Annotated in this window: 18 protein-coding genes; 12 read left to right on the forward strand and 6 right to left on the reverse strand. The window is 65.3% G+C overall.

Going from position 1 to position 19235, the window contains the following annotated elements; all coding sequences use genetic code 11:
* Positions 1-94: 94 nt before the first annotated feature.
* From FIU28_RS20790 to FIU28_RS20800, 3 genes are all read right to left on the reverse strand, one after another.
* On the reverse strand, positions 95-955 hold the full coding sequence (locus FIU28_RS20790; protein ID WP_143575029.1) for a 23S rRNA (adenine(2030)-N(6))-methyltransferase RlmJ: 861 nt from the start codon (positions 953-955) through the stop codon (positions 95-97).
* Between the two features lie 191 nt (positions 956-1146).
* Positions 1147-1827 carry a ribonuclease T2 family protein gene (locus FIU28_RS20795; protein WP_143575030.1) on the reverse strand — a complete coding sequence of 227 codons (681 nt, stop codon included), beginning with the start codon at positions 1825-1827 and terminating at the stop codon, positions 1147-1149.
* A 71-nt stretch (positions 1828-1898) separates the two neighbouring features.
* On the reverse strand, positions 1899-2381 hold the full coding sequence (locus tag FIU28_RS20800; RefSeq protein ID WP_143575031.1) for a hypothetical protein: 483 nt from the start codon (positions 2379-2381) through the stop codon (positions 1899-1901).
* A 163-nt stretch (positions 2382-2544) separates the two neighbouring features.
* Between FIU28_RS20800 and FIU28_RS20805 the strand changes: the two genes are divergently transcribed.
* The 3 genes from FIU28_RS20805 (at position 2545) to FIU28_RS20815 (ending at position 4434) form a co-directional block, all read left to right on the forward strand.
* Positions 2545-2832 (forward strand): hypothetical protein, encoded by a 288-nt coding sequence (locus FIU28_RS20805; RefSeq protein ID WP_143575032.1) that lies wholly within the window; start codon positions 2545-2547, stop codon positions 2830-2832.
* Positions 2833-2879: 47 nt separating this feature from the next.
* Positions 2880-3407 carry a DUF3617 domain-containing protein gene (locus tag FIU28_RS20810; RefSeq protein ID WP_143575033.1) on the forward strand — a complete coding sequence of 176 codons (528 nt, stop codon included), beginning with the start codon at positions 2880-2882 and terminating at the stop codon, positions 3405-3407.
* Between the two features lie 235 nt (positions 3408-3642).
* Complete coding sequence (locus FIU28_RS20815) at positions 3643-4434, forward strand: thioesterase family protein (protein WP_143575034.1); 792 nt, start codon at positions 3643-3645, stop codon at positions 4432-4434.
* Between the two features lie 184 nt (positions 4435-4618).
* Here FIU28_RS20815 and FIU28_RS20820 read toward each other — a convergent pair whose 3' ends face one another.
* On the reverse strand, positions 4619-4825 hold the full coding sequence (locus FIU28_RS20820) for a tautomerase family protein (protein ID WP_143575035.1): 207 nt from the start codon (positions 4823-4825) through the stop codon (positions 4619-4621).
* A 35-nt stretch (positions 4826-4860) separates the two neighbouring features.
* Positions 4861-6393: a histidine--tRNA ligase gene (gene hisS, locus FIU28_RS20825; protein ID WP_143575036.1), complete on the reverse strand. Its 1533-nt coding sequence runs from the start codon at positions 6391-6393 to the stop codon at positions 4861-4863.
* Positions 6394-6596: 203 nt separating this feature from the next.
* Between hisS and FIU28_RS20830 the strand changes: the two genes are divergently transcribed.
* The 4 genes from FIU28_RS20830 (at position 6597) to FIU28_RS20845 (ending at position 10832) form a co-directional block, all read left to right on the forward strand.
* Positions 6597-7223, forward strand: a complete 627-nt coding sequence (locus tag FIU28_RS20830) for a phage holin family protein (RefSeq protein WP_143575037.1) — start codon at positions 6597-6599, stop codon at positions 7221-7223.
* A complete protein-coding gene (locus FIU28_RS20835) occupies positions 7223-8374 on the forward strand; it encodes a YihY/virulence factor BrkB family protein (protein ID WP_143575038.1) in 1152 nt (383 codons plus the stop codon). Before FIU28_RS20830 ends, FIU28_RS20835 begins: the two co-directional genes overlap by 1 nt.
* Before the next feature lie 103 nt (positions 8375-8477).
* Positions 8478-9962 (forward strand): EAL domain-containing protein, encoded by a 1485-nt coding sequence (locus FIU28_RS20840; RefSeq protein ID WP_143575039.1) that lies wholly within the window; start codon positions 8478-8480, stop codon positions 9960-9962.
* Positions 9963-9977: 15 nt separating this feature from the next.
* Positions 9978-10832, forward strand: coding sequence for a TIGR01459 family HAD-type hydrolase (locus tag FIU28_RS20845; RefSeq protein ID WP_143575040.1), 855 nt, complete (start codon positions 9978-9980; stop codon positions 10830-10832).
* Between the two features lie 188 nt (positions 10833-11020).
* On the opposite strand, the gene FIU28_RS20850 is transcribed toward FIU28_RS20845, so the two are convergent.
* On the reverse strand, positions 11021-11416 hold the full coding sequence (locus FIU28_RS20850) for a response regulator (RefSeq protein ID WP_143575041.1): 396 nt from the start codon (positions 11414-11416) through the stop codon (positions 11021-11023).
* Positions 11417-12076: 660 nt separating this feature from the next.
* On the opposite strand from FIU28_RS20850, the gene FIU28_RS20855 reads away from it, so the two are divergent.
* The 5 genes from FIU28_RS20855 (at position 12077) to FIU28_RS20875 (ending at position 19235) form a co-directional block, all read left to right on the forward strand.
* On the forward strand, positions 12077-13048 hold the full coding sequence (locus FIU28_RS20855; protein ID WP_143575042.1) for a bifunctional riboflavin kinase/FAD synthetase: 972 nt from the start codon (positions 12077-12079) through the stop codon (positions 13046-13048).
* 198 nt (positions 13049-13246) lie between these two features.
* The gene (gene ileS / locus FIU28_RS20860) at positions 13247-16255 is read left to right on the forward strand and encodes an isoleucine--tRNA ligase (protein WP_143575043.1); all 3009 of its coding nucleotides are present in this window, start codon (positions 13247-13249) and stop codon (positions 16253-16255) included.
* Positions 16256-16431: 176 nt separating this feature from the next.
* Complete coding sequence (gene lspA / locus FIU28_RS20865) at positions 16432-16935, forward strand: signal peptidase II (protein WP_246660756.1); 504 nt, start codon at positions 16432-16434, stop codon at positions 16933-16935.
* Positions 16936-17021: 86 nt separating this feature from the next.
* Positions 17022-17729 carry a hypothetical protein gene (locus tag FIU28_RS20870; protein WP_143575045.1) on the forward strand — a complete coding sequence of 236 codons (708 nt, stop codon included), beginning with the start codon at positions 17022-17024 and terminating at the stop codon, positions 17727-17729.
* Between the two features lie 123 nt (positions 17730-17852).
* The gene (locus tag FIU28_RS20875; protein ID WP_143575046.1) at positions 17853-19235 is read left to right on the forward strand and encodes a M16 family metallopeptidase; all 1383 of its coding nucleotides are present in this window, start codon (positions 17853-17855) and stop codon (positions 19233-19235) included.

The raw sequence follows: 19235 nt of genomic DNA on the forward strand, positions 1-19235 counted from the left end.
CAGCATAATACGGTTCCCCGCGGATTGCCTACGGGAAATACAGCTTTGGCGTGCGACGTTTGGTAGTTAGCTACTGGATGGTTCAGAAGCGTACTTACGGTTTGACCGTCTCGAGCCGGAAGCGCCCGGCGCCACCTAGGCCGAGCGGCTTCTCCAGCTCGGGCAGGATCGCCTTCAGCTCGGCCATCAGTTTCCATGGCGGGTTGACGATCAGCAGGCCGGCCGAGGTCAGACCGCCGTCCGCCTCCTGCGGCGCGACGCTGAATTCGAGCCGCAGCACCTTGCCCGGGGTTGGGGCGGCGGCGGCCGTCGCGGCGACATGCTGCGCCAGCGTGTCGGTGGCACGGCGGCTTTTCACCGGGTACCACATCACGAAAATGCCGGTCGCCCATTTGGCAAAGGCCTCGTCGAAGCCGTAAGCCATCCGCTCGAACTCGTCCTTCTTCTCGAACGGCGGATCGATCAACACCAGGCCGCGACGCTCGTTCGGCGGCACGAAGGCGGGCAGCCCGACCCAGCCGTCGATGTCGACGACGCGGGCCTGCTTGTCGCGGCGCAGCGCCGAGATCAGATGCTTTCGCGCCGTCGGCTCCAGTTCGCAGGCGACCATGCGGTCCTGCGGCCGCATCAGCCGGCGGGCGATCAATGGCGAGCCGGGATAGACCTTCAGCTCGCGCGGCTTGTTGAAGGCGCGCACGATCTCGAGATAGGGCTCGACCAGCGGCACGGTGGATTCGGTGAAGCGCGCCTGCATCGCGCGCGCGATGCCGGTGGTCCATTCCCCGGTGCGCGTCGCCTCGTCGCCATGCAGGTCATAGACCCCGGCGCCGGCATGGCTGTCGATGACGCGGAACGGCGCCTCCTTCTCGCGCAGATGCATGAGAATGCGGACCAGCACGATGTGCTTGATGACGTCGGCAAAGTTACCGGCGTGAAAGGCGTGGCGATAATTCATGGCCGAAGCCATACGCTATGCGGGGGACCGAGCAAAGGGCGGCTTGCTTCACCTCTCCCCAGCGGGGAGAGGTCGGAGCCTCGCGCCAGCGAGGGTTCGGGTGAGGGGGAGCCCCACACTCCCAGCCCAGCCCCCTCACCCGCCCGGGCTTCGCCCGGTCGACCTCTCCCCAACGGGGAGAGGTAAAAAAACTACCCGCCGCGCATGGGCGGCATCACGACCTGGTCCCGGCGGCAGGCGCGGCGGTCGATTTCCTCGCAGGCGCGGAACTGGAGGTCCTTGCTCAGGCAGATCCGGACCTCGCTGAGCCTCGTGCGATCGCAGGTGACCGCGATCGCCGACTGGCTGAGCCCCGGATTGACCTTGATGAAGGCCTCCTCGATCGCCGCCGGTGAGACCGTCTTGACGCTGGCGAGGTCGAGATATTCCTCGGGGATCTTGATGCCGGCCCGCGCCTTGCGGACGGCCTCGAAATAGCCCCGCGCGCTTAAGCCCGAACAGGTGCCGTGCTTGTCCCATTCGTTGAAGATCAGACCCGGCGCCGGCATCAGGTCAAGCATCGAGGTCATGATGTTGCGGTCGAGCCGCGGCGACGGGCGCTGGCAGTAATCCGGGAAGCCGCGCTCATATTGCGGCCACAGCCCGTGCACCACGAAAGCGTAGGGCCGGCCGCCGCACTGCATCTGCTGCGAGCGTCCGCCGTTGTTGCGCTCCTGTGCCGCCTCGCAAAACGACGGCGACCACGATAGCGCCAGCACGTAGAAATCGAATTCGCCGGGCGCGCTCTGCCGGCGGTCTTGCGCCTGGGCCATGCCCAGCAATGTCGCCCACACCAGCCCGACGGCCAGCGTGATTCGCAATAGATATGACATGACGCCCCGCCCCCTGAATGGCGCGAGCCTAGTCAGGCCCCCGCTTCAATTCAAGAACCGTCTGCGCGAGCTTATTTCCTGGCCGCGCGGCAGGAGGGATTGTAGGCCCAGTCGCGATCAAGGCCGACGACACACCATTCGACGCCCTGGCCAAAGCCGGCGAAGCCGCCATCCTCGATGATCGAGTAGTTGACCTGACGCGCCTTGCCGTCGTTCAGCATTGCATGTGCGGTGCAATAGCGACGCGGGATGTTGTTGGATGCCCAGGGGCGGAAGGCGGTCTCGTGGACGCGGTCATAGCCGGTGATCACAAGGGCCGAATTCCAGAAGGTGCTTTCCTTCTCCTGGAACTGCGACGAGATGGTCTGCAGCGCCGCCGCGCAATCAGCGACGCGTCCGTCATATTTCGGGCCGGACAGCCAGAAGTTCAGCTCCAGCGGATTGGCGGCCTGCGCGCCCGGCGCCAGGGCCAGCAGCCCGAACACGGCACCGGCGATCGCCGCCAAAACGGCTTTCCTTCCGGCTTTCTTCCAGGATGAAATGAGGTCGCGCATGGGGAATCCGCCGGCTGTTGTGATGTTCCCAACGGTGCCGCGAAGGCTGCGCGGGGTCAAGTGCGCCGCGGCAACACCCGGAGCACAACTCTGTCATGGGCGCTGCCCGTTCTTTTCAGCGTCGCCATAGCCCTCTAAGGTGCGACCAACGATGGAGATGACGATGTTCATGATTCGGCCAGCGATGGTACTGGCAATACTGACACTGCTGGCGGGCACAGCGAACGCCGACACGGTTCCCACGTTCAAGGGCAACGACACCGGCGGCATCATCAGCACCCAGCTGGTCAGCCAGACCGATGTCCGTCAGCTTGCGGTCGACCATTGTGCGCAATACGGCAAGGTGGTCAAATTCCTCGGCGCGCAGAACACCTATGGCGGCTACGTTTCGTTTGCCTGCCGCTGGGTGCCGTACGGTTCGTCGGACCGGCCGTTGCGCGTCCGCTACTGAAGCTTCGAGGCCAGCTGAGCGCCTCATCTGCACCGGGAGAGCGGAGCATGATGCGACTGACCGTGTTGAGTATCGCCGCGCTGTGCACCGCTGCGACGGCGGCCCAGTCCGTCGAGCTGCCGACCCGCAAGGCCGGGCTGTGGGAGCTGAAGATGCTCCGCCCCGGCGGCACGACACCCGAAGTCACGATGCAGCACTGCACCGACGAGGCCACCGACAAGCAGATGACGGCGAATTTTTCGCCGATGGCCAAGCAGAACTGTAGCAAGAACGACACCACGCAGACCGCTACCGGCTATGTGACCGATTCCGTCTGCAGCTTCGGTGGCGCGACGCTGACCTCGCATAGCGAGATCACCGGCGACTTCAATGTCGGCTATGCGATGAAGGTGATTTCGAGCAGCGACAAGCCGGTCGCCGCCGGCGTGCCGGCCGACAGCACGGTGATGCTGGAAGCCAAGTGGCTCGGCGCCTGCGCCGCCGACCAGCGCCCCGGCGACATCGTGATGCCCGGCGGCTTCCGCATGAACATCAAGGACATGGAAAAGCTCAAGGGCTTGCTGCCGAAGCAGTAGCTCGCTGTCATTCCGGGGCGCGAGCGCACCAGCGCGAGCGAACCTCAGCCACTCCAATTGGAGTGGCGGGGAATCTCGAGATGGGACGATGAACATTCCGGGGTTCCGGGTCTCCATCGGCCGGCTTCGCCGTCCGCTGCATCCCGGAACGACAGATGGGGGCGCGCCGAACGCATGTTTCCCATCCCCCGCATATCCGCTATAGATGACGCCTATCATATATAGCGGAGGCCCCATGACCGACTTCACCGAATTGATGCACAGCCTGACGCCCGCCGAGGACGGCTTCAGCGTCACCGTGAGCGACGACTGGCTGCAGGGCCGCACCGTCTATGGCGGGCTGGCCGCCGCGCTGTGCCTGCAAAGCGCGCGTGCCTCCTTCGAAGGTCTGCCGCCGCTGCGCTCGGCGCAGATCGCCTTCATCGGCCCGGCCACCGGCAAGCTGCAGGTGGCGCCCCGCGTGCTGCGCAAGGGCAAGTCGACGGTATTCGTCGGCGTCGATCTGACCGGCGAGGCCGGCCTCGCCACCCGCGCCACGTTCTGTTTCGGCGCGGCGCGCGCCTCGGCGTTCGCGCACAATGTCATGATGGCGCCGGACGCGCCGGCGCCCGAGAGCTGCCGCGATTTCTTCCGCAACGCCCCGCCGGGACTGAGCTTCGTGCAGCATTTCGACGGCCGCTTCGTCGGCGGCGCGCTGCCATTCAGCGGCGCCGAGCATCCGGAGATGACGCTGTGGCTGCGGCATCGCTCGACAGCCAAGGCATCGCCGCTGGTGGCGCTGCTGGCGCTGGCCGACGCGCCGCCGCCGGCGGCCTCGACGATGGCGAGCGCGCCGTCGCCGATCAGCACCATGACCTGGTCGGTCGATCTGTTGACCGACCGGATCGAGACCACCGACGGCTGGTGGCTGCTGCGCACCAGCGCCGAACAGATCGGCGACGGCTATTCCAGCCAGGCGATGACGGTGTGGAACGCGAACGGCACGGCGGTGATGGCCGCCCGACAGAATATTGCGGTGTTCGGGTGATCTTGCTTCCTTCTCCCCCGCGCGAAGCGAAGCTTCGCTAGCTGGGAGAAGGTGGCCGCGCGTAGCGCGGTCGGATGAGGGGTATCGCCGGTTCGGAGCCTCGGCACCCCTCACCCGTCTCGAACCGCTATGCGGTTCGATCCACCCTCTCCCACAAGGGGAGAGGGGAAGCCAGAGCGTGCGTCTACTTCTTCGCGGCTTCGGCCTTGCGCTCGATGAAGGTCTTGCCGCCCTTCATCTTGTTGTTGTGCTGAGCCTCGTTGATCTGGATCACGACGGCTTCGGCATCGACACCGAAATGCTTCATCATCGAATGCGTGATGTCGAGCATGACCGCCTTCTTGGCTTCTTCGGTGCGGCCGGCGGCCAGGCTGATGGTGACTTCAGGCATTTCAAACTCCCAATGCGTTGATTATCGCGAGTGGATTAATTCCACTTCACGCCGTGTCTGTCGAGGATCCTACGCACGCCCTCGACGAGATCCGCTTCCGCGACCTTGACCTGCGCCTCGCTCTGCTTGGCGAGATATTCGTCGCGGTCGCCTTCCAGCTTCGACAGCTCGGCGCCGAGGATCAGGTCCTTCAGCAGCACCACGCCCTCGGCCTGCTCGTCGCCGCCCTGGATGATGACGCAGGGCGAGTTGCGGCGGTCGGCATATTTGAGCTGGTTGCCCATGTTCTTCGGATTGCCAAGGTAGAGTTCGGCGCGGATGCCGGCATTGCGCAACGTCGCGACCATCTTCTGGTAGTCGGCGATGCGCGCTCTATCGAACACGGTGACGACGACGGGACCGGCGGCCGGCGTGGTGTCGAGCTTGCCCAGCATGGTGAGCGCAGCCTGCAGCCGCGACACGCCGATCGAGAACCCGGTCGCCGGCACCGGCTCACCGCGAAAGCGCGAGACGAGGCCGTCATAACGACCACCGCCACCGACCGAGCCGAACCGCACGGGGCGGCCTTTTTCGTCTTCCGTCGGGATAGTCAGTTCTACCTCGTAGACCGGGCCAGTGTAGTATTCGAGGCCGCGGACCACGGAGGGATCGATGACGATGCGTCCATCGTAACCTGATGCACTCGCAATCGCATCGATTTGCGTGAGCTCCGAGATGCCTTCGCGACCAATGCTGCTTTCTCCAACGGCACTCTCGAAGTTGGCAAGCGTGACGGCATTCGACGATACGGTGCTTTCTGCGCCAGACGGCTCTCCCGGCGTCCCCGTGACAGCGAGAATGCGTGTGATTTGAGATCCGTCCAGGCCTGCGCCTTTGGTGAAATCACCTTTGCCCTCTTCGCCACCATCCCATCGGCCTGGACCGAGCAACTTCTCGATCTCGGCAACAGAGAACTTGTCCAGCTTATCGATGGCCCGCATGACCGTGAGCCACTGGGCATCATCAGTGATAGCAAGCTGCTCGCGCAAACCGTCGAAGATCTTTCGGTTGTTGACCCTGACGACGTACTGCCCGGTCAGCCCCAGCTTCTCCATCGCGTCCGCCGCCATCATGCACATCTCAGCATCTGCGGCGGGCGACGCGCTGCCCACCGTGTCGGCGTCGAACTGCATGAACTGGCGGAAGCGGCCGGGGCCGGGCTTTTCGTTGCGATAGACATAGCCCGCGCGGTAGCTGCGATACGGCTTCGGCAGATGGTCAAAATTCTCCGCGACGTAGCGCGCCAAGGGCGCCGTCAAATCGTAGCGCAGGCTGATCCACTGCTCGTCATCGTCCTGGAACGAGAACACGCCTTCGTTGGGCCGGTCCTGATCGGGGAGGAATTTGCCGAGCGCGTCGGTGAATTCCATCGTCGGGGTCTCGACCGGCTCGAAGCCGTAGCGCTCATAGACCTCGCGGATCGTCTCGGTCATGCGCCTCGTGGCGGCGATCTCCGCCGGACCGCGGTCGCCGAGGCCGCGCGGCAGGCGGGCGCGGAGTTTCTGGGGCTTCTTCGGTTTGTCGGCCATGTCGTCAGCAATTCGTTGGATGTCACGCGGGATCCACGCGGGTTACCAGCGCCGGCCCGCAGCGGCAAGCCAGACCCGTTCCCTGGACGCGGCGCGGCGCGCCCTGGTGCGGGCGTGGCGCCTCCTGCCGCGGAACCTTACCCCCGTGTTGTCGTTCCATTTGCGGCGCAGCCATGGCGCCTGTCGAGAACGAGGCTCCCCCGATGCATCCTCTTGCGATTGCCCTGTTGCGAACCGGGCTGGCGCTCAAGATCAGTCAGGTCAAGCGCGCGACCGAATCCTATGCGCGAGACCGGGTCGAGCAGACCCAGGGTACGGCGGTTTCCTACGCGGTTGCGGGCGGGCTGTACGCCGCGGCCGGCATCTTCGCCATCGCGCTGCTGCTGGTCGGCGCCACCGCCCTGTTCCGCTGGATCGAGATCAGTTACGGCCTGTTTCAGGCGTTTGGAGCGACGGCAGCCATCCTGCTGGTGCTGGCCATCATATGCGCTGCGCTGGCCGCGAGCCGGCTGAAGCAGCCCGCCAAACGCTTTCCCAGCCTTGGCAGCCGCCTGCGCGTGGCGATCTCTGCCACGCCCGGCAAGCAACCGCCAACCCCCATTGCGCAGGCGCGCAACACGGCGGCGGAAGTGCTCTCCCAGCCGGCGTCTCCCCACGCGGCGCCCTTCGGCAGCAATTCGACCCGCAAGCCGCGGCCGACCTCGCCGTCGCTGACGCTGCCCACACAGGCCAAAGCAGGCCTGGTGTTGGCCGCCGCGCTGGCCGCCTGGGCGATGGCCCGGCGCCGGAGCATTCGACCGCGGCGCCCGGCGGGGAAAGCTTCCGTCTGATGGCTACCAGACGCCCCGACGTGGAAAACCTGGCGCTGCTCGCGGCCGGCGCCTTCGCCGCCTGGGCAGTGCAGAGCTATCTGGCGGGCCAGACCGCGCAGGCGAGACTTCCAGCCGCGCCGGACGCGCCGTCCAACGAGTTGGCTCCGATGGTGGGTGACACCTCGGTGCCGCCGCCGCGCGCCTTCCACCGCGAACTGGTCCAGCGCGGCCGCGGCCGGCGCTCGACCCATCCGCTCCAGATTCCCTGGGCGGGCTGGAAGGATATCCTGTGGCGGACCTATGAGCGCACCAATGAGGACCGCCTGCTGGCGATCGCCGCCGGCGTGGTATTCTTCGGCCTGCTCGCCGTCTTCCCGGCGATCACCGCGCTGGTTTCCAGCTACGGCCTGTTTGCCGATCCCGCCACCATTTCCGACAATCTGCGGACGCTGGCCTATATGTTGCCGGACGGCTCGTACCAGATCGTGCAGGACCAGATCGCGCGGGTGCTGGGCAACGGCCAGACCCGGCTCGGCTTTACCTTCCTGTTCGGTCTGGCGCTGGCGCTGTGGAGCGCCAATGCCGGCGTCAAGGCGGTGATCGACGCCCTCAACGTGGTCTATGGCGAGCGCGAAAAGCGCAGCTTCATCAAGCTCAACCTGCTGTCGCTGACCTTCACCACCTGCGCCATCGCGGGGCTGATGCTGATGGTCGGCGGCGTCGTGGCGCTGCCGCTGATGCTGGACCGGGTCGGGCTGGCCTATGACAGCCAGGTCGTCGTCAGCCTCGTGCGCTGGCCGCTTCTGCTGGCGCTGCTGATCTTGTCGCTCGGCATTCTCTACCGCTTCGGGCCGAGCCGGCCGGGCGCGCGCTGGCAGTGGCTCGGCGTCGGCACGGTGGTCGCAGCCCTGCTGTGGATCGCGGGTTCCTCGCTGCTGTCCTGGTACCTGTCGAATTTCGGCAATTACAGCGCTACCTATGGTTCGCTGGGCGCCGCCATCGGCCTGATGACCTGGATGTGGATGTCGTCGATCATCGTGCTGGTCGGCGCCGAGCTGAATTCGGAAATCGAGCACCAGACCGCGATCGATACCACCGTCGGCCCCGGCCTGCCGATGGGGTCGCGCGGCGCGACGATGGCCGATACGCTCGGCAAAGCCACGGGCTGAACCTTTTCCGGTGTGCAAGCCGGGTAGGTCCGGCTTGCCGAATCAACTTAAATGCTACGCTTGCCAACGCCTCGATTTCAGGCGCCGAGGACCTATGCGCGTCATGATCCGGATTTCGACGATTTTCATCGCCATCTGCATGGTGCTGATCTCGGCCTCGCTCGGCACCGTGCTGTATGCGATGGCCGGCATCAGCGGGCCGGAATCCGCCATCGTGGCTCTGGCCACGCTGACCTTCATGATCCTCTATAATGCGGTGTCGATGCGGTTGCGCGACCGCTCCGAGGCCGGCGGTCAGATCGCCGACCTGTCGCGCGGCACCGTCGATCTGGCCCGCCAGGTCACCGAATTCGGCCGCCGGCTCCAGGCGCTGGAAGCCAAAATGGCGCAGGATACCAAAGTGGCTGCAACGAATAACGGCCCGGACCGCCTGCAGTCGGTAATCGGGGAAATCGGCGAGCTCGGCGCGCTGGTCACCCAGTTGGCCTCCACGGTCGCGACCCATGAGGACCTGCTTACCGCGGAGGACAGGCCGTCACCTGCCCCGGTGACCGCAACCGCCGCCATCGCGCCCCCGGTACCGCCGCAGCTTCGGCCGCAGGCCCCGGCCCCCGATCTGCCGCTCGCCGCCGATATTGCCGAAGACACCGTTACAAAGGTTTCCCCGCTGGCGCTGGCGCCGGCGCAACCACGCAACGACGCCTTGATGCTGGCGACCGTCACCGGCGCGATCAACGCCAACCGGATCGACATCTATCTTCAGCCGATGGTGACGCTGCCGCAGCGCAAGGTGCGCTTTTACGAGGCGGTGACCCGGCTGCGCGACGACAAGGACCAGGTGATCGTCGCCGATGATTTCATCGCCGCCGCGGACGCCGCCGGGCTGATGGGCCAGATCGACCATACCGTGATGCTGCGCTGCATGCAGGTGCTGCGCCGGCTGATGGTGCGCAACAAGGAGGTCGGCGTGTTCTGCAATGTCGCGGCCTCGACGCTGTCGAACGCCGACAGCTTCGCGCAATGCATCGATTTTCTCGACGCCAACCGCGCGCTGGCCTCGTCCTTCGTGCTGGAATTCAAGCAGGCGACGTTTCGCGCGCTCGGGCCGATCGAGAGCGAGCATCTCGCCGCTCTGGCGCAGCGCGGCTACCGGTTCTCGATCGACCACGTCACCGATCTGCGGATCGAGCCGCGCGAACTCGCCGACCGCGGCGTCCGCTTCATCAAGGTGCCGGCGCGGCTGCTGCTCGACCCCGCACAGAATGCCGGCTCCGATATTCATCCGGCCGATCTGTCCGACCTCTTGGGCCGCTTCGGCATCGACCTGATCGCCGAGCGCATCGAGGGCGAGCGCGCGGTCATCGACCTGCTCGACTTCGACGTCCGTTTCGGGCAAGGGTTTTTGTTCGCGGCGCCGCGTCCGCTGCGGCCGGAAGCCCCGGCTGCGGGAGCCGCGACGCCACCCGCCAAGGCGTCGTCATCAGCAGCGGGAGCCAACGGCGCCGGCCGCCGCAGCGACGCTCCGAAAATCGATCCGCCGCGCGTAAGCGGCAGTGCCGCGCTCGCCCGCCGCGCCGGCACGAACTGAACGGCTTTCACTCTTATGACAGAACTTCGATTCGCCGAACGCCTGCGCGACCTCGTGTCCGGCGTGGACGTCATCCTCAGCGACATCTGGGGCGTCGTGCATAACGGCCTGGAGTCATTCCCGGACGCGCGCGAGGCGCTGCACACGTTTCGCGCGAATGGTGGCACTGTGATCCTGATCACCAACGCGCCGCGCCCGGCCGATTCCGTGCAGCGCCAGCTGCGCAAGCTCGGCGTCGCCGACGACATCTATGACGCGATCGTGTCGTCGGGCGACCTGACGCGGAATTTCATCAAAAGCCGGCTCGGCCAGTCGATGTACTGGATCGGGCCGCAGCGCGACAATTCGATCCATCGCGACCTCGACGCCAAATTCGCGCCGCTCGCCGAGGCCGATTACATCGTCTGCACCGGGCCGTTCGACGACGAGGTCGAGACCGCGGAAGACTATCGCGAGACGCTGACGCAGGCGCTGTCGCGAAAACTGACGCTGGTCTGCGCCAACCCGGACATCCTCGTCGAGCGCGGCGACCGCCTGATCTACTGCGCCGGCGCGATCGCCGAGCTGTACCGTGAACTCGGCGGCGACGTGGAATTCTACGGCAAGCCGCACCGCCCGATCTACGACCGCGCGATGGCGCTGGCGAAGGCGAAAACCGGGAAAGACACCCCGCGGGAGCGCGTGCTGGCGATCGGCGATTCCGTCCGCACGGATCTCGTCGGCGCGCATGCCTACGGCATCGATTGCCTGTTCGTCGCCCGCGGCATTCATGCCGGCGAGCTCGAAGGCATCGAGCAGATGGAAGAAGCGGCCGTGAAGGAACTGTTCGGGCATCCGCCGAAGGCGTTGATGCGCGAATTGAAGTGGTAGCGCACAAGCAACAGACGGCGCCTTACGTCCCTCGCCCCGCCTGCGGGAAGAGGGTGGCTCGAAGGACCGAAGGTCGTTCGATACGGCTGAGGGGGGCCCGCGAGTGAAACACTGGCAGCCCCTCACCCGAAGCCGAGCTGACGCTCGGCTGCGACCTCTCCCCAACGGGGAGAGGTGAAGAAAGTGCCTTATGCCGGGACGCTGTCCGGGAACACGGCTTCGATCTTGGTCTTCAAGGTCGCAGCGTTGAACGGCTTGACGATGTAGTTGTTCACGCCGGCCTTCTTGGCCGCAATCACGTTCTCGGTCTTGGATTCGGCCGTGATCATGATGAACGGGGTCTGCGACAGGTTGGCGTCGGCGCGCACTTCCTTGAGCAGGTCGTAGCCGGTCATCGGCTCCATGTTCCAGTCCGAGATCACCAGACCATATTTCTTTGTACGCATCTTCTCCAGCGCCGCCGAACCATCGGCAGCATCATCAATGTGCTCGAAACCGAGCTGCTTGAGAAGATTGCGAATGATACGGATCATGGTGTTGTAGTCATCCACCACCAGCACCGTCATCGACAAATCAACCGCCATCTTCATTCCCCCTGAAACCGACACGTGCATGGACTGGACATTTGCCGGTAGCAAATTTGCCCGGGCGCAGCATCTGCCAAACGTGCTGGCTGCGGCCCGTCTGCAGAATTAGCAGCTGCGATTAAACAGCCCGTTAATCCGGAAGATATTGATTTCATTGTTGCAGTTACGATGGTGCGGAGACACCGAAGAGCGCTTTGGCGCGCAGTCGGGTACCCAATGGCGGCCGTTTCGGGATCTAGGCGTTCATATCCAGCCGGGTCGGACGCGGCGGCGGACGCCTGCGATAGACCTCACGGGCCATTTACGCGTCGAGAATCGCGTTGCGACGCCGGGCTGCGCGGGGGGCTTACGACCTCCTCGACCGCCTCAACCTGTTCGACAAGGATGGTTAGCGCTTCGCTCATAGCGCCAGAACCATTGGATTGATCGATCGATCCGCACCGCTCAAAGCGTGGTTAATAACGCCTTAACAGTTCTCTCGAATGTTTCGCTGAATTGAAGCAAGGCCCTGTTACATCGACATAAAACTCTCCTTTGACGTTGCCTGTAACCGGTCCGGCGGAGGTGTCGGTGTCCGGCGGCTTGACTTCGCCGCCGCCGTCGCGCCACCGTCCCGTGCCCGCCCCGCCGTTTCCAGATCATAAGCGAATCCATCCCATGCCGCCTGGCTTTGCCGTTATCCGCGACTCCACACCCTTGTCCGACATTCCACGCGGGACCGTGGTCGCCATGGGCAACTTCGATGGCGTGCATCTCGGCCATCGCGCCGTGATCCAGGCCGCGCTGGACATGGCGAAGCTGCGGGGCACCACGGCGATGGCGGTGACGTTCGAGCCGCATCCGCGCAGCTATTTCAGCCCGAATACGCCGCAGTTCCGGCTCACCGACGAGACCGGCAAATTGCGGCTGCTGGCAGGGACGGGGCTCGCCGGCGCCGTCGTCATGACCTTCGACCAGGGCCGCGCCGGCACCCCGGCGCAGGATTTCATTCACCATGACCTGATCGAACGGCTGGGCATCTGCGGCATTGCCGTCGGTTACGACTTCCATTTCGGCAAGGGCCGCATCGGCTCGCCCAGCCTGCTGGTCGCCGAGGCGCCGCGACTGGGCATCGAGGTCGATGTGCAGCCGCATGTCGATTTTGCCGATCGCCCGGTGTCCTCCAGCGCGATCCGGGCGGCGCTGGCCGAGGGTCAGATCGACCAGGCCACCAACATGCTCGACGGCCCGTGGTTCGTCACCGGCGAGGTGATCCATGGCCGCAAGCTCGGCCGCGATCTCGGCTACCCAACCGCCAATATTCGCCTGCCCGACAGTTGCGGCCTCAGGCATGGCGTCTATGCCGTGCGGGTCGGCCGCGGCGCCGAGCGTTTCGACGCGGTGGCCAGCTTCGGCCGCCGCCCGACCTTCGACAACGGCGCGCCGCTGCTGGAAGTGTTCCTGTTCGATTTTGCAGGCGACCTGTACGGCCAGACGCTCGACATCGCCTTCATCGCCTTTCTCCGCGGCGAGTTGAAATTCGACGGCATCGAGCCCTTGATCCGGCAGATGGACGACGACAGCGCCCGCGCCCGCGCCGCCCTTGCCGCAGCGCCGGAGGCGTTTCCGAAGCTGGGCCCCCCAGGCTAGCGCAGCCGGCCGGAGCCTACAGGGCTTTGCGCTTCGCCATCCGGCTGCTATTGAGGGCCGATGTTCGCACGGCGGCCCATATCTCGCATTATCGGCCCGGCTTCCGCCTGAGCTTTGCTCGGCGCAAGACCGGGACCGTTGCCGTTCGCCGCGCATCTTGCGCGTTTCCTCGCTTTTTCAGCCGAGCCAGAGCCTTTCATGTCCGACAAGCCCGCCAAATCCGACGCACCGAAGTCCGACGCCCACGATTATTCCAGCACGCTTTATTTGCCGCAGACCGAGTTTCCGATGCGCGCCGGCCTGCCGCAGGCCGAGCCGAAGCTGCTGGAGCGCTGGCAGGAGATCGACCTCTACGGCACCCTGCGCAAGCAATCGAAGGGCAAGCCGAAATTCGTGCTGCATGACGGCCCGCCCTACGCCAATGGCAACATCCATATCGGGCACGCGCTCAACAAGATCCTCAAGGACGTCGTCACCAAGAGCCAGCAGATGCTCGGCTTCGACTCTAATTACGTGCCGGGCTGGGACTGCCACGGCCTGCCGATCGAATGGAAGATCGAGGAGGAGAACTACCGCTCGAAGGGCAAGCCGAAGCCGGACTTCAAGGATTCTGCCGCGATGGTCGCATTCCGCCAGGAATGCCGCGCCTATGCCGGCCGCTGGCTCGACGTGCAGCGCAGCGAATTCAAGCGGCTCGGCATCGTCGGAGACTGGGACGGCCGCTACGCCACCATGGACTTCTTCGCGGAGGCGCAGATTGCCCGCGAACTGATGAAGTTCGCCGCTAACGGCACGCTGTACCGCGGCTCCAAGCCGGTGATGTGGAGCGTGGTGGAAAAGACCGCGCTGGCCGAAGCCGAAGTGGAGTACGAGGACTACACGAGCGATACGGTGTGGGTGAAGTTTCCGGTCAAGGCCGAGTTCGGCCGGCTGGCGAAAGCATCCGTGGTGATCTGGACCACCACGCCGTGGACGCTGCCAGGCAACCGCGCGATCTCGTTCTCCAACAAGATTTCCTACGGCCTCTACAAGGTCACCGACGCGCCGGAAGACAACTGGGTGAAGCCCGGCGAACTGCTGATCCTCGCCGATGCGCTGGCCGAGAGCGTGTTCAAGCAGGCCCGCGTTACCGCCTATGAAAAGAGCGGCGATGTCGACGCCGGCATCCTCGACGCGCTGGAATGCCGCCATCCGCTGGCCGGCCTCAGTGGCGGCTATGAATTCACCGTGCCGCTGATCGAAGGCGACCATGTCACCGACGATACCGGTACCGGCTTCGTGCACACCGCGCCGGGCCACGGCCGCGAGGATTTCGAGGCCTGGATGGCGAACGGCCGCCAGCTCGAGGCGCGCGGCATCTCGTCGGTGATCCCCTACACGGTGGATGAAAACGGCGCGCTCACCGAGCAGGCGCCGGGCTTCGTCGGCGAGCGCGTCATCAACGACAAGGGCGAGAAGGGCGGCGCCAACGAGGCCGTCATCAAGGCTCTGATGGCCGCCGGCATGCTGCTGGCGCGCTCGCGCCTCAAGCACCAGTATCCGCATTCCTGGCGCTCCAAGAAGCCGATCATCTATCGCAACACGCCGCAGTGGTTCATCGCGATGGACAAGGACATCCGCGACGACGGCGTCGCCAAGCCCGCTGACACGCTGCGCCATCGCGCACGCGAGGCCATCAAGGCCACGCAGTGGGTGCCGCCGATGGGCCAGAACCGTATCAACGGCATGATCAACACCAAGCCCGACTGGGTGATCTCGCGGCAGCGCGCCTGGGGCGTGCCGATCGCGGTGTTCGTGCGCGAGAAGGGCGACGGCTCCGCCGAGCTGCTGAATGATGCCGCCGTCAACAAGCGCATCGCCGACGCCTTCGAGGCCGAAGGGGCGGACGCGTGGTATGCCGAAGGCGCGCGCGAGCGTTTCCTCGGCACGCTGTCGAACGAAACCTGGAAGAAGGTCGACGATATCTGCGACGTCTGGTTCGATTCAGGCTCGACCCATGCCTTCGTGCTGGAAGACCCCGTGCACTTCCCGGGCCTTGCCGGCATCCACCGCAAGGTCGATGGCGGCGCGGACACCGTGATGTATCTGGAAGGCTCCGACCAGCACCGCGGCTGGTTCCAGTCGTCGCTGCTGGAGAGCTGCGGCACCCGCGGCCGCGCGCCTTACGACGTCGTGCTGACGCACGGCTTCACGCTCGACGAGAACGGCCGCAAGATGTCGAAATCGGTCGGCAACACCGTCGAACCGCAGAAGGTGATCGCGCAGTCCGGCGCCGACATTTTGCGGCTCTGGGTCTGCGCCACCGACTATGCCGACGACCAGCGCATCGGCCCGGAAATCCTCAAGACCACGATCGAGACCTATCGCAAGCTGCGCAACTCGATCCGCTGGATGCTCGGCACGCTCGCCCACTACAAGCCGGAAGACGCGGTCGCCTTCGCCGACATGCCGGAGCTCGAAAGGCTGATGCTGCACCAGCTCGCGGTTCAGGACGCCGTCGTGCGCGAGGCCTATACCGGTTACGACTACAAGACTGTGGTCGCCTCGCTGTCGACCTTCATGAACACCGAACTGTCGGCGTTCTATTTCGACATCCGCAAGGACACGCTGTATTGCGACGCGCCGTCGTCGCTGGCGCGCAAGGCCGCACTCACCACCATCGACCTGCTGTGCAATGCGATCCTGAAATGGCTGGCGCCGATCCTGTCCTTCACCGCGGAAGAAGCCTGGCGGATGTACCGGCCGGATGCCGAGCCCTCCGTGCATCTCACCGAGTTTCCGGAAGGGATTGGCGCCTATCGCAACGACGAACTCGCCGTGAAGTGGGCCTCGATCCGCGACGTCCGCCGTGTCGTCACCGGGGCGCTGGAAGTCGAGCGCGCCGCCAAGCGGATCGGTTCCTCGCTGGAAGCTTCGCCGCTGGTCTACGTCAACGATCCCGCGATCTTCGCAGTGCTGGCCGATATCGATCTGGCCGAAGTGTTCATCACGTCGAATGCCATGATGACCAATGACGACGCGCCGGAAGGTGCCTTCGCGCTGCATGACGTGCCAGGCGTCGCGGTCGTGGTCGAGAAGGCCATCGGCACCAAATGCGCGCGGTCCTGGAAGATCCTGCCTACGGTGGGCGAGGACAAGGAATATCCCGACGTCACCCCGCGGGATGCTGCGGCGTTGCGCGAATGGAAGAAACTGGGCGTCGGCTAGCGATCGTCGCCGCCCGCCAAGTTCATCGTCGTCCCCGCGAAAGCGGGGATCCATAGCCTCCGTCCTCCCGGTTCGGGCTCAGGGTTCGCCATGTCTTTTTCGCCCGGATTGTTTCGACAGCGTGTATGGGTCGCCGCTTTAGCGGGGACGACACGGCGTTGTGGGCGGGCGGCGGCATGACGACCTCCCCTGCCCTTCGCACCGGCATCCTGGCCGCGCTCGCCACCCTGGTGCTCGATCAGGCGTCGAAGCTCTGGCTCTTGTATGTGTTCGACATTTCCCGCCGCGGCGCGGTGGCGGTGACGCCGTTCTTCGACCTGGTGCTGGCCTGGAATACCGGCATCTCCTATGGCTGGTTTTCCGATTCCGGCCCCACCGGCCAGGCGGTGCTGATTGCCGTCAAGGCGCTCGCGGTGGTGGCGCTGGCGGTCTGGATGGCCAAGTCGCAGACCAAACTGGCCACCGTCGCGCTCGGGCTGATCATCGGCGGCGCGATCGGCAATGCGATCGACCGCTTTGCGTGGGGTGCGGTGGTCGATTTCGCCCTGCTGCACGTCGAAATCGCCGGCAAGACCTACAACTGGTACGTGTTCAACCTCGCCGATGTCGCCATCGTTGCCGGGGTTGGCGCCCTGCTGTATGACTCCTTCTTCAACGTCCCCGCCGCAAAAGCGCCCTGATCACGGCCGATACGAACCCCAAGGGCGAAGCGAGCGGACTGCGCCGGAAACGGCGATCCGCGAGACATTTGAACAGGATGAACCCGATGCGCGAGACCAACACGAGCGTCTCATTGGTGCACCCTTCCAACGGACTGAAGCGCAACCTGCGGCTGGCGGTCGCGATGCTCGGTATCGGCCTGGTGATGTCGGCCGGCGTCGCCCGCGCCGCGGACGAGGAAGACGACTCGTCGTTCGAAGACAAGGTTATCAAGAACATCATGTCGGGCCTTGGCGGCACCAACATGGAAAACCAGGGCATCGACTACCGCGAGCGCTCGCCGCTGGTGGTACCGCCCAAGATCACGCTGCCGCCGCCGGATGCCACCCCCGCCAACGTGCCGAACTGGCCGAAGGACCCCGACGTCCAGCAGCGCAACGCCGCGCGCCAGGCCCGTCTGGCCCCGAAGGGCGACCCGCGCGATTACCCCCGCTCGTTGACCCCGAAGGAAATGGAGCTGCAGCGCTCCAGGCCCACCGTTTCCGAAAGCTCCATTCCCGGCGATCCCAACAAGAACATCGTGTTGAGCCCCTCGCAGCTCGGCTATTCCGGCGGGCTGTTCAAGAACCTGTTCGGCAGCAGCAACAAGGGCGAGACCGCCGAATTCAAGGGCGAGCCGACGCGCGAGTCGCTGACCCAGCCGCCGGTCGGCTATCAGACGCCGGCCTCCGGCTACGCCTATGGCACCGGGCCGAAGGAAGTCCTGCGCAATGCGTCCGAACGCAACATCATGAGCGACAAGCCGCAGCCGTGAGCCTATCGGGCGCCGCTACGGCGTGACTGTTCGTTCCGTACCCCTTGAATTGCCCGTGATCGGCCAACACCTGAAAAGGGTTGGCCGACATTTCTCTGCTGCCGAGGAGCCATTAGCCCCGTCATGACCCCCACATCCCGATTGGCCGTGCGCTCCGCCGCGGCGCTGGCGCTTCTGTTCACCCTCGCGCCCGCCGGCGCGCAGACCATCACCGCGCCGCCGCCTGCCACCTTCACGCTGGGCAACGGGATGCGGGTCGTGGTGATCCCCGACCACCGCACCCCCGTGGTCACGCAGATGGTCTGGTACAAGGTCGGCTCGGCCGACGAGACCCCAGGCAAATCCGGCCTCGCGCATTTCCTCGAACATCTGATGTTCAAGGGCACCGCCAAACACCCGGTCGGCGAATTCTCGCAGACCGTGCTGCGGATCGGCGGCAACGAGAACGCCTTCACCTCCACCGACTATACCGGCTACTTCCAGCGCGTGCCGCGCGACAAGCTCGCCACGATCATGGAGTTCGAGGCCGACCGCATGACCGGCCTCGTGCTCAAGGACGAGAACGTGCTGCCGGAGCGCGACGTCGTGCTGGAAGAATACAACATGCGCGTCGCCAACAGCCCGGACGCGCGTCTGTCCGAGCAGATCATGGCGGCGCTGTATCTCAACCATCCCTACGGTCGCCCAGTGATCGGCTGGCACTCCGAGATCGAGAAGCTGGACCGCGAGGACGCGCTGGCCTTCTACAAGCGCTTCTACGCCCCGAACAACGCCACTTTGGTGATCGCCGGCGACGTCGACGCCACCGAGATCCGGCCGACCATCGAGCGCACCTATGGCGCGATTCCGGCACAGCCGGCGATCGGCGCGCCGCGCATCCGCCCGAAGGAGCCGGAGCCCGCCGGTCCGCGCACCGTGACGCTGGCCGATCCCCGCGTCGAGCAGAACAGCCTGCGCCGCTATTACCTGGTGCCGTCCGCCACCACTGCCGCGGCCGGCGAAAGCCCCGCGCTTGACGTGCTCGCCCAGTTGATCGGCGGCGGCAGCAATTCGTACCTGTACCGCGCGCTGGTGATCGACAAGCCGCTCGCGATCAATGCCGGCGCCGGCTATCAGGGCACCGCACTCGATAACTCGCAGTTCATGATCTCGGCGACCCCGCGCCCCGGCGTCGAATTCGCCGACATCGAAAAGACGATCGATGCCGTGATCGGTGAGGTCGCCACCAACGCGGTGCCTGCCGCCGACCTCGAACGCGTCAAGACCCAGCTGGTGGCCGAGGCGATCTACGCGCAGGACAACCAGGCCACGCTGGCGCGCTGGTATGGCGCGGCGCTCACCACCGGGCTGTCCGTCGAGGACATCCGCAGCTGGCCGGACCGCGTTAAGGCGGTGACCGCCGCACAGGTCCGCGATGCCGCGCAAAAATGGCTCGACAAGAAACGTTCGGTCACCGGCTATCTGATCAAGGACACCGCGCCGAAGCGCGAGGAGAAGCGCTCGTGA

The organism is Tardiphaga sp. vice154, from assembly GCF_007018645.1.
Classification (GTDB): Bacteria; Pseudomonadota; Alphaproteobacteria; order Rhizobiales; family Xanthobacteraceae; genus Tardiphaga.

Coding starts and splice junctions, on each gene's coding strand:
- FIU28_RS20790 (WP_143575029.1), bottom strand. CDS start 955: ATGAATTATCGCCACGCCTTTCACGCCGGTAACTTTGCCGACGTCATC.
- FIU28_RS20805 (WP_143575032.1), top strand. CDS start 2,545: ATGTTCATGATTCGGCCAGCGATGGTACTGGCAATACTGACACTGCTG.
- FIU28_RS20875 (WP_143575046.1), top strand. CDS start 17,853: ATGACCCCCACATCCCGATTGGCCGTGCGCTCCGCCGCGGCGCTGGCG.
- FIU28_RS20835 (WP_143575038.1), top strand. CDS start 7,223: ATGGCTACCAGACGCCCCGACGTGGAAAACCTGGCGCTGCTCGCGGCC.
- FIU28_RS20830 (WP_143575037.1), top strand. CDS start 6,597: ATGCATCCTCTTGCGATTGCCCTGTTGCGAACCGGGCTGGCGCTCAAG.
- FIU28_RS20795 (WP_143575030.1), bottom strand. CDS start 1,827: ATGTCATATCTATTGCGAATCACGCTGGCCGTCGGGCTGGTGTGGGCG.
- FIU28_RS20800 (WP_143575031.1), bottom strand. CDS start 2,381: ATGCGCGACCTCATTTCATCCTGGAAGAAAGCCGGAAGGAAAGCCGTT.
- FIU28_RS20870 (WP_143575045.1), top strand. CDS start 17,022: ATGCGCGAGACCAACACGAGCGTCTCATTGGTGCACCCTTCCAACGGA.
- FIU28_RS20855 (WP_143575042.1), top strand. CDS start 12,077: ATGCCGCCTGGCTTTGCCGTTATCCGCGACTCCACACCCTTGTCCGAC.
- FIU28_RS20845 (WP_143575040.1), top strand. CDS start 9,978: ATGACAGAACTTCGATTCGCCGAACGCCTGCGCGACCTCGTGTCCGGC.
- FIU28_RS20850 (WP_143575041.1), bottom strand. CDS start 11,416: ATGGCGGTTGATTTGTCGATGACGGTGCTGGTGGTGGATGACTACAAC.
- FIU28_RS20840 (WP_143575039.1), top strand. CDS start 8,478: ATGATCCGGATTTCGACGATTTTCATCGCCATCTGCATGGTGCTGATC.
- hisS (WP_143575036.1), bottom strand. CDS start 6,393: ATGGCCGACAAACCGAAGAAGCCCCAGAAACTCCGCGCCCGCCTGCCG.
- FIU28_RS20810 (WP_143575033.1), top strand. CDS start 2,880: ATGATGCGACTGACCGTGTTGAGTATCGCCGCGCTGTGCACCGCTGCG.
- lspA (WP_246660756.1), top strand. CDS start 16,432: ATGACGACCTCCCCTGCCCTTCGCACCGGCATCCTGGCCGCGCTCGCC.
- FIU28_RS20815 (WP_143575034.1), top strand. CDS start 3,643: ATGACCGACTTCACCGAATTGATGCACAGCCTGACGCCCGCCGAGGAC.
- ileS (WP_143575043.1), top strand. CDS start 13,247: ATGTCCGACAAGCCCGCCAAATCCGACGCACCGAAGTCCGACGCCCAC.
- FIU28_RS20820 (WP_143575035.1), bottom strand. CDS start 4,825: ATGCCTGAAGTCACCATCAGCCTGGCCGCCGGCCGCACCGAAGAAGCC.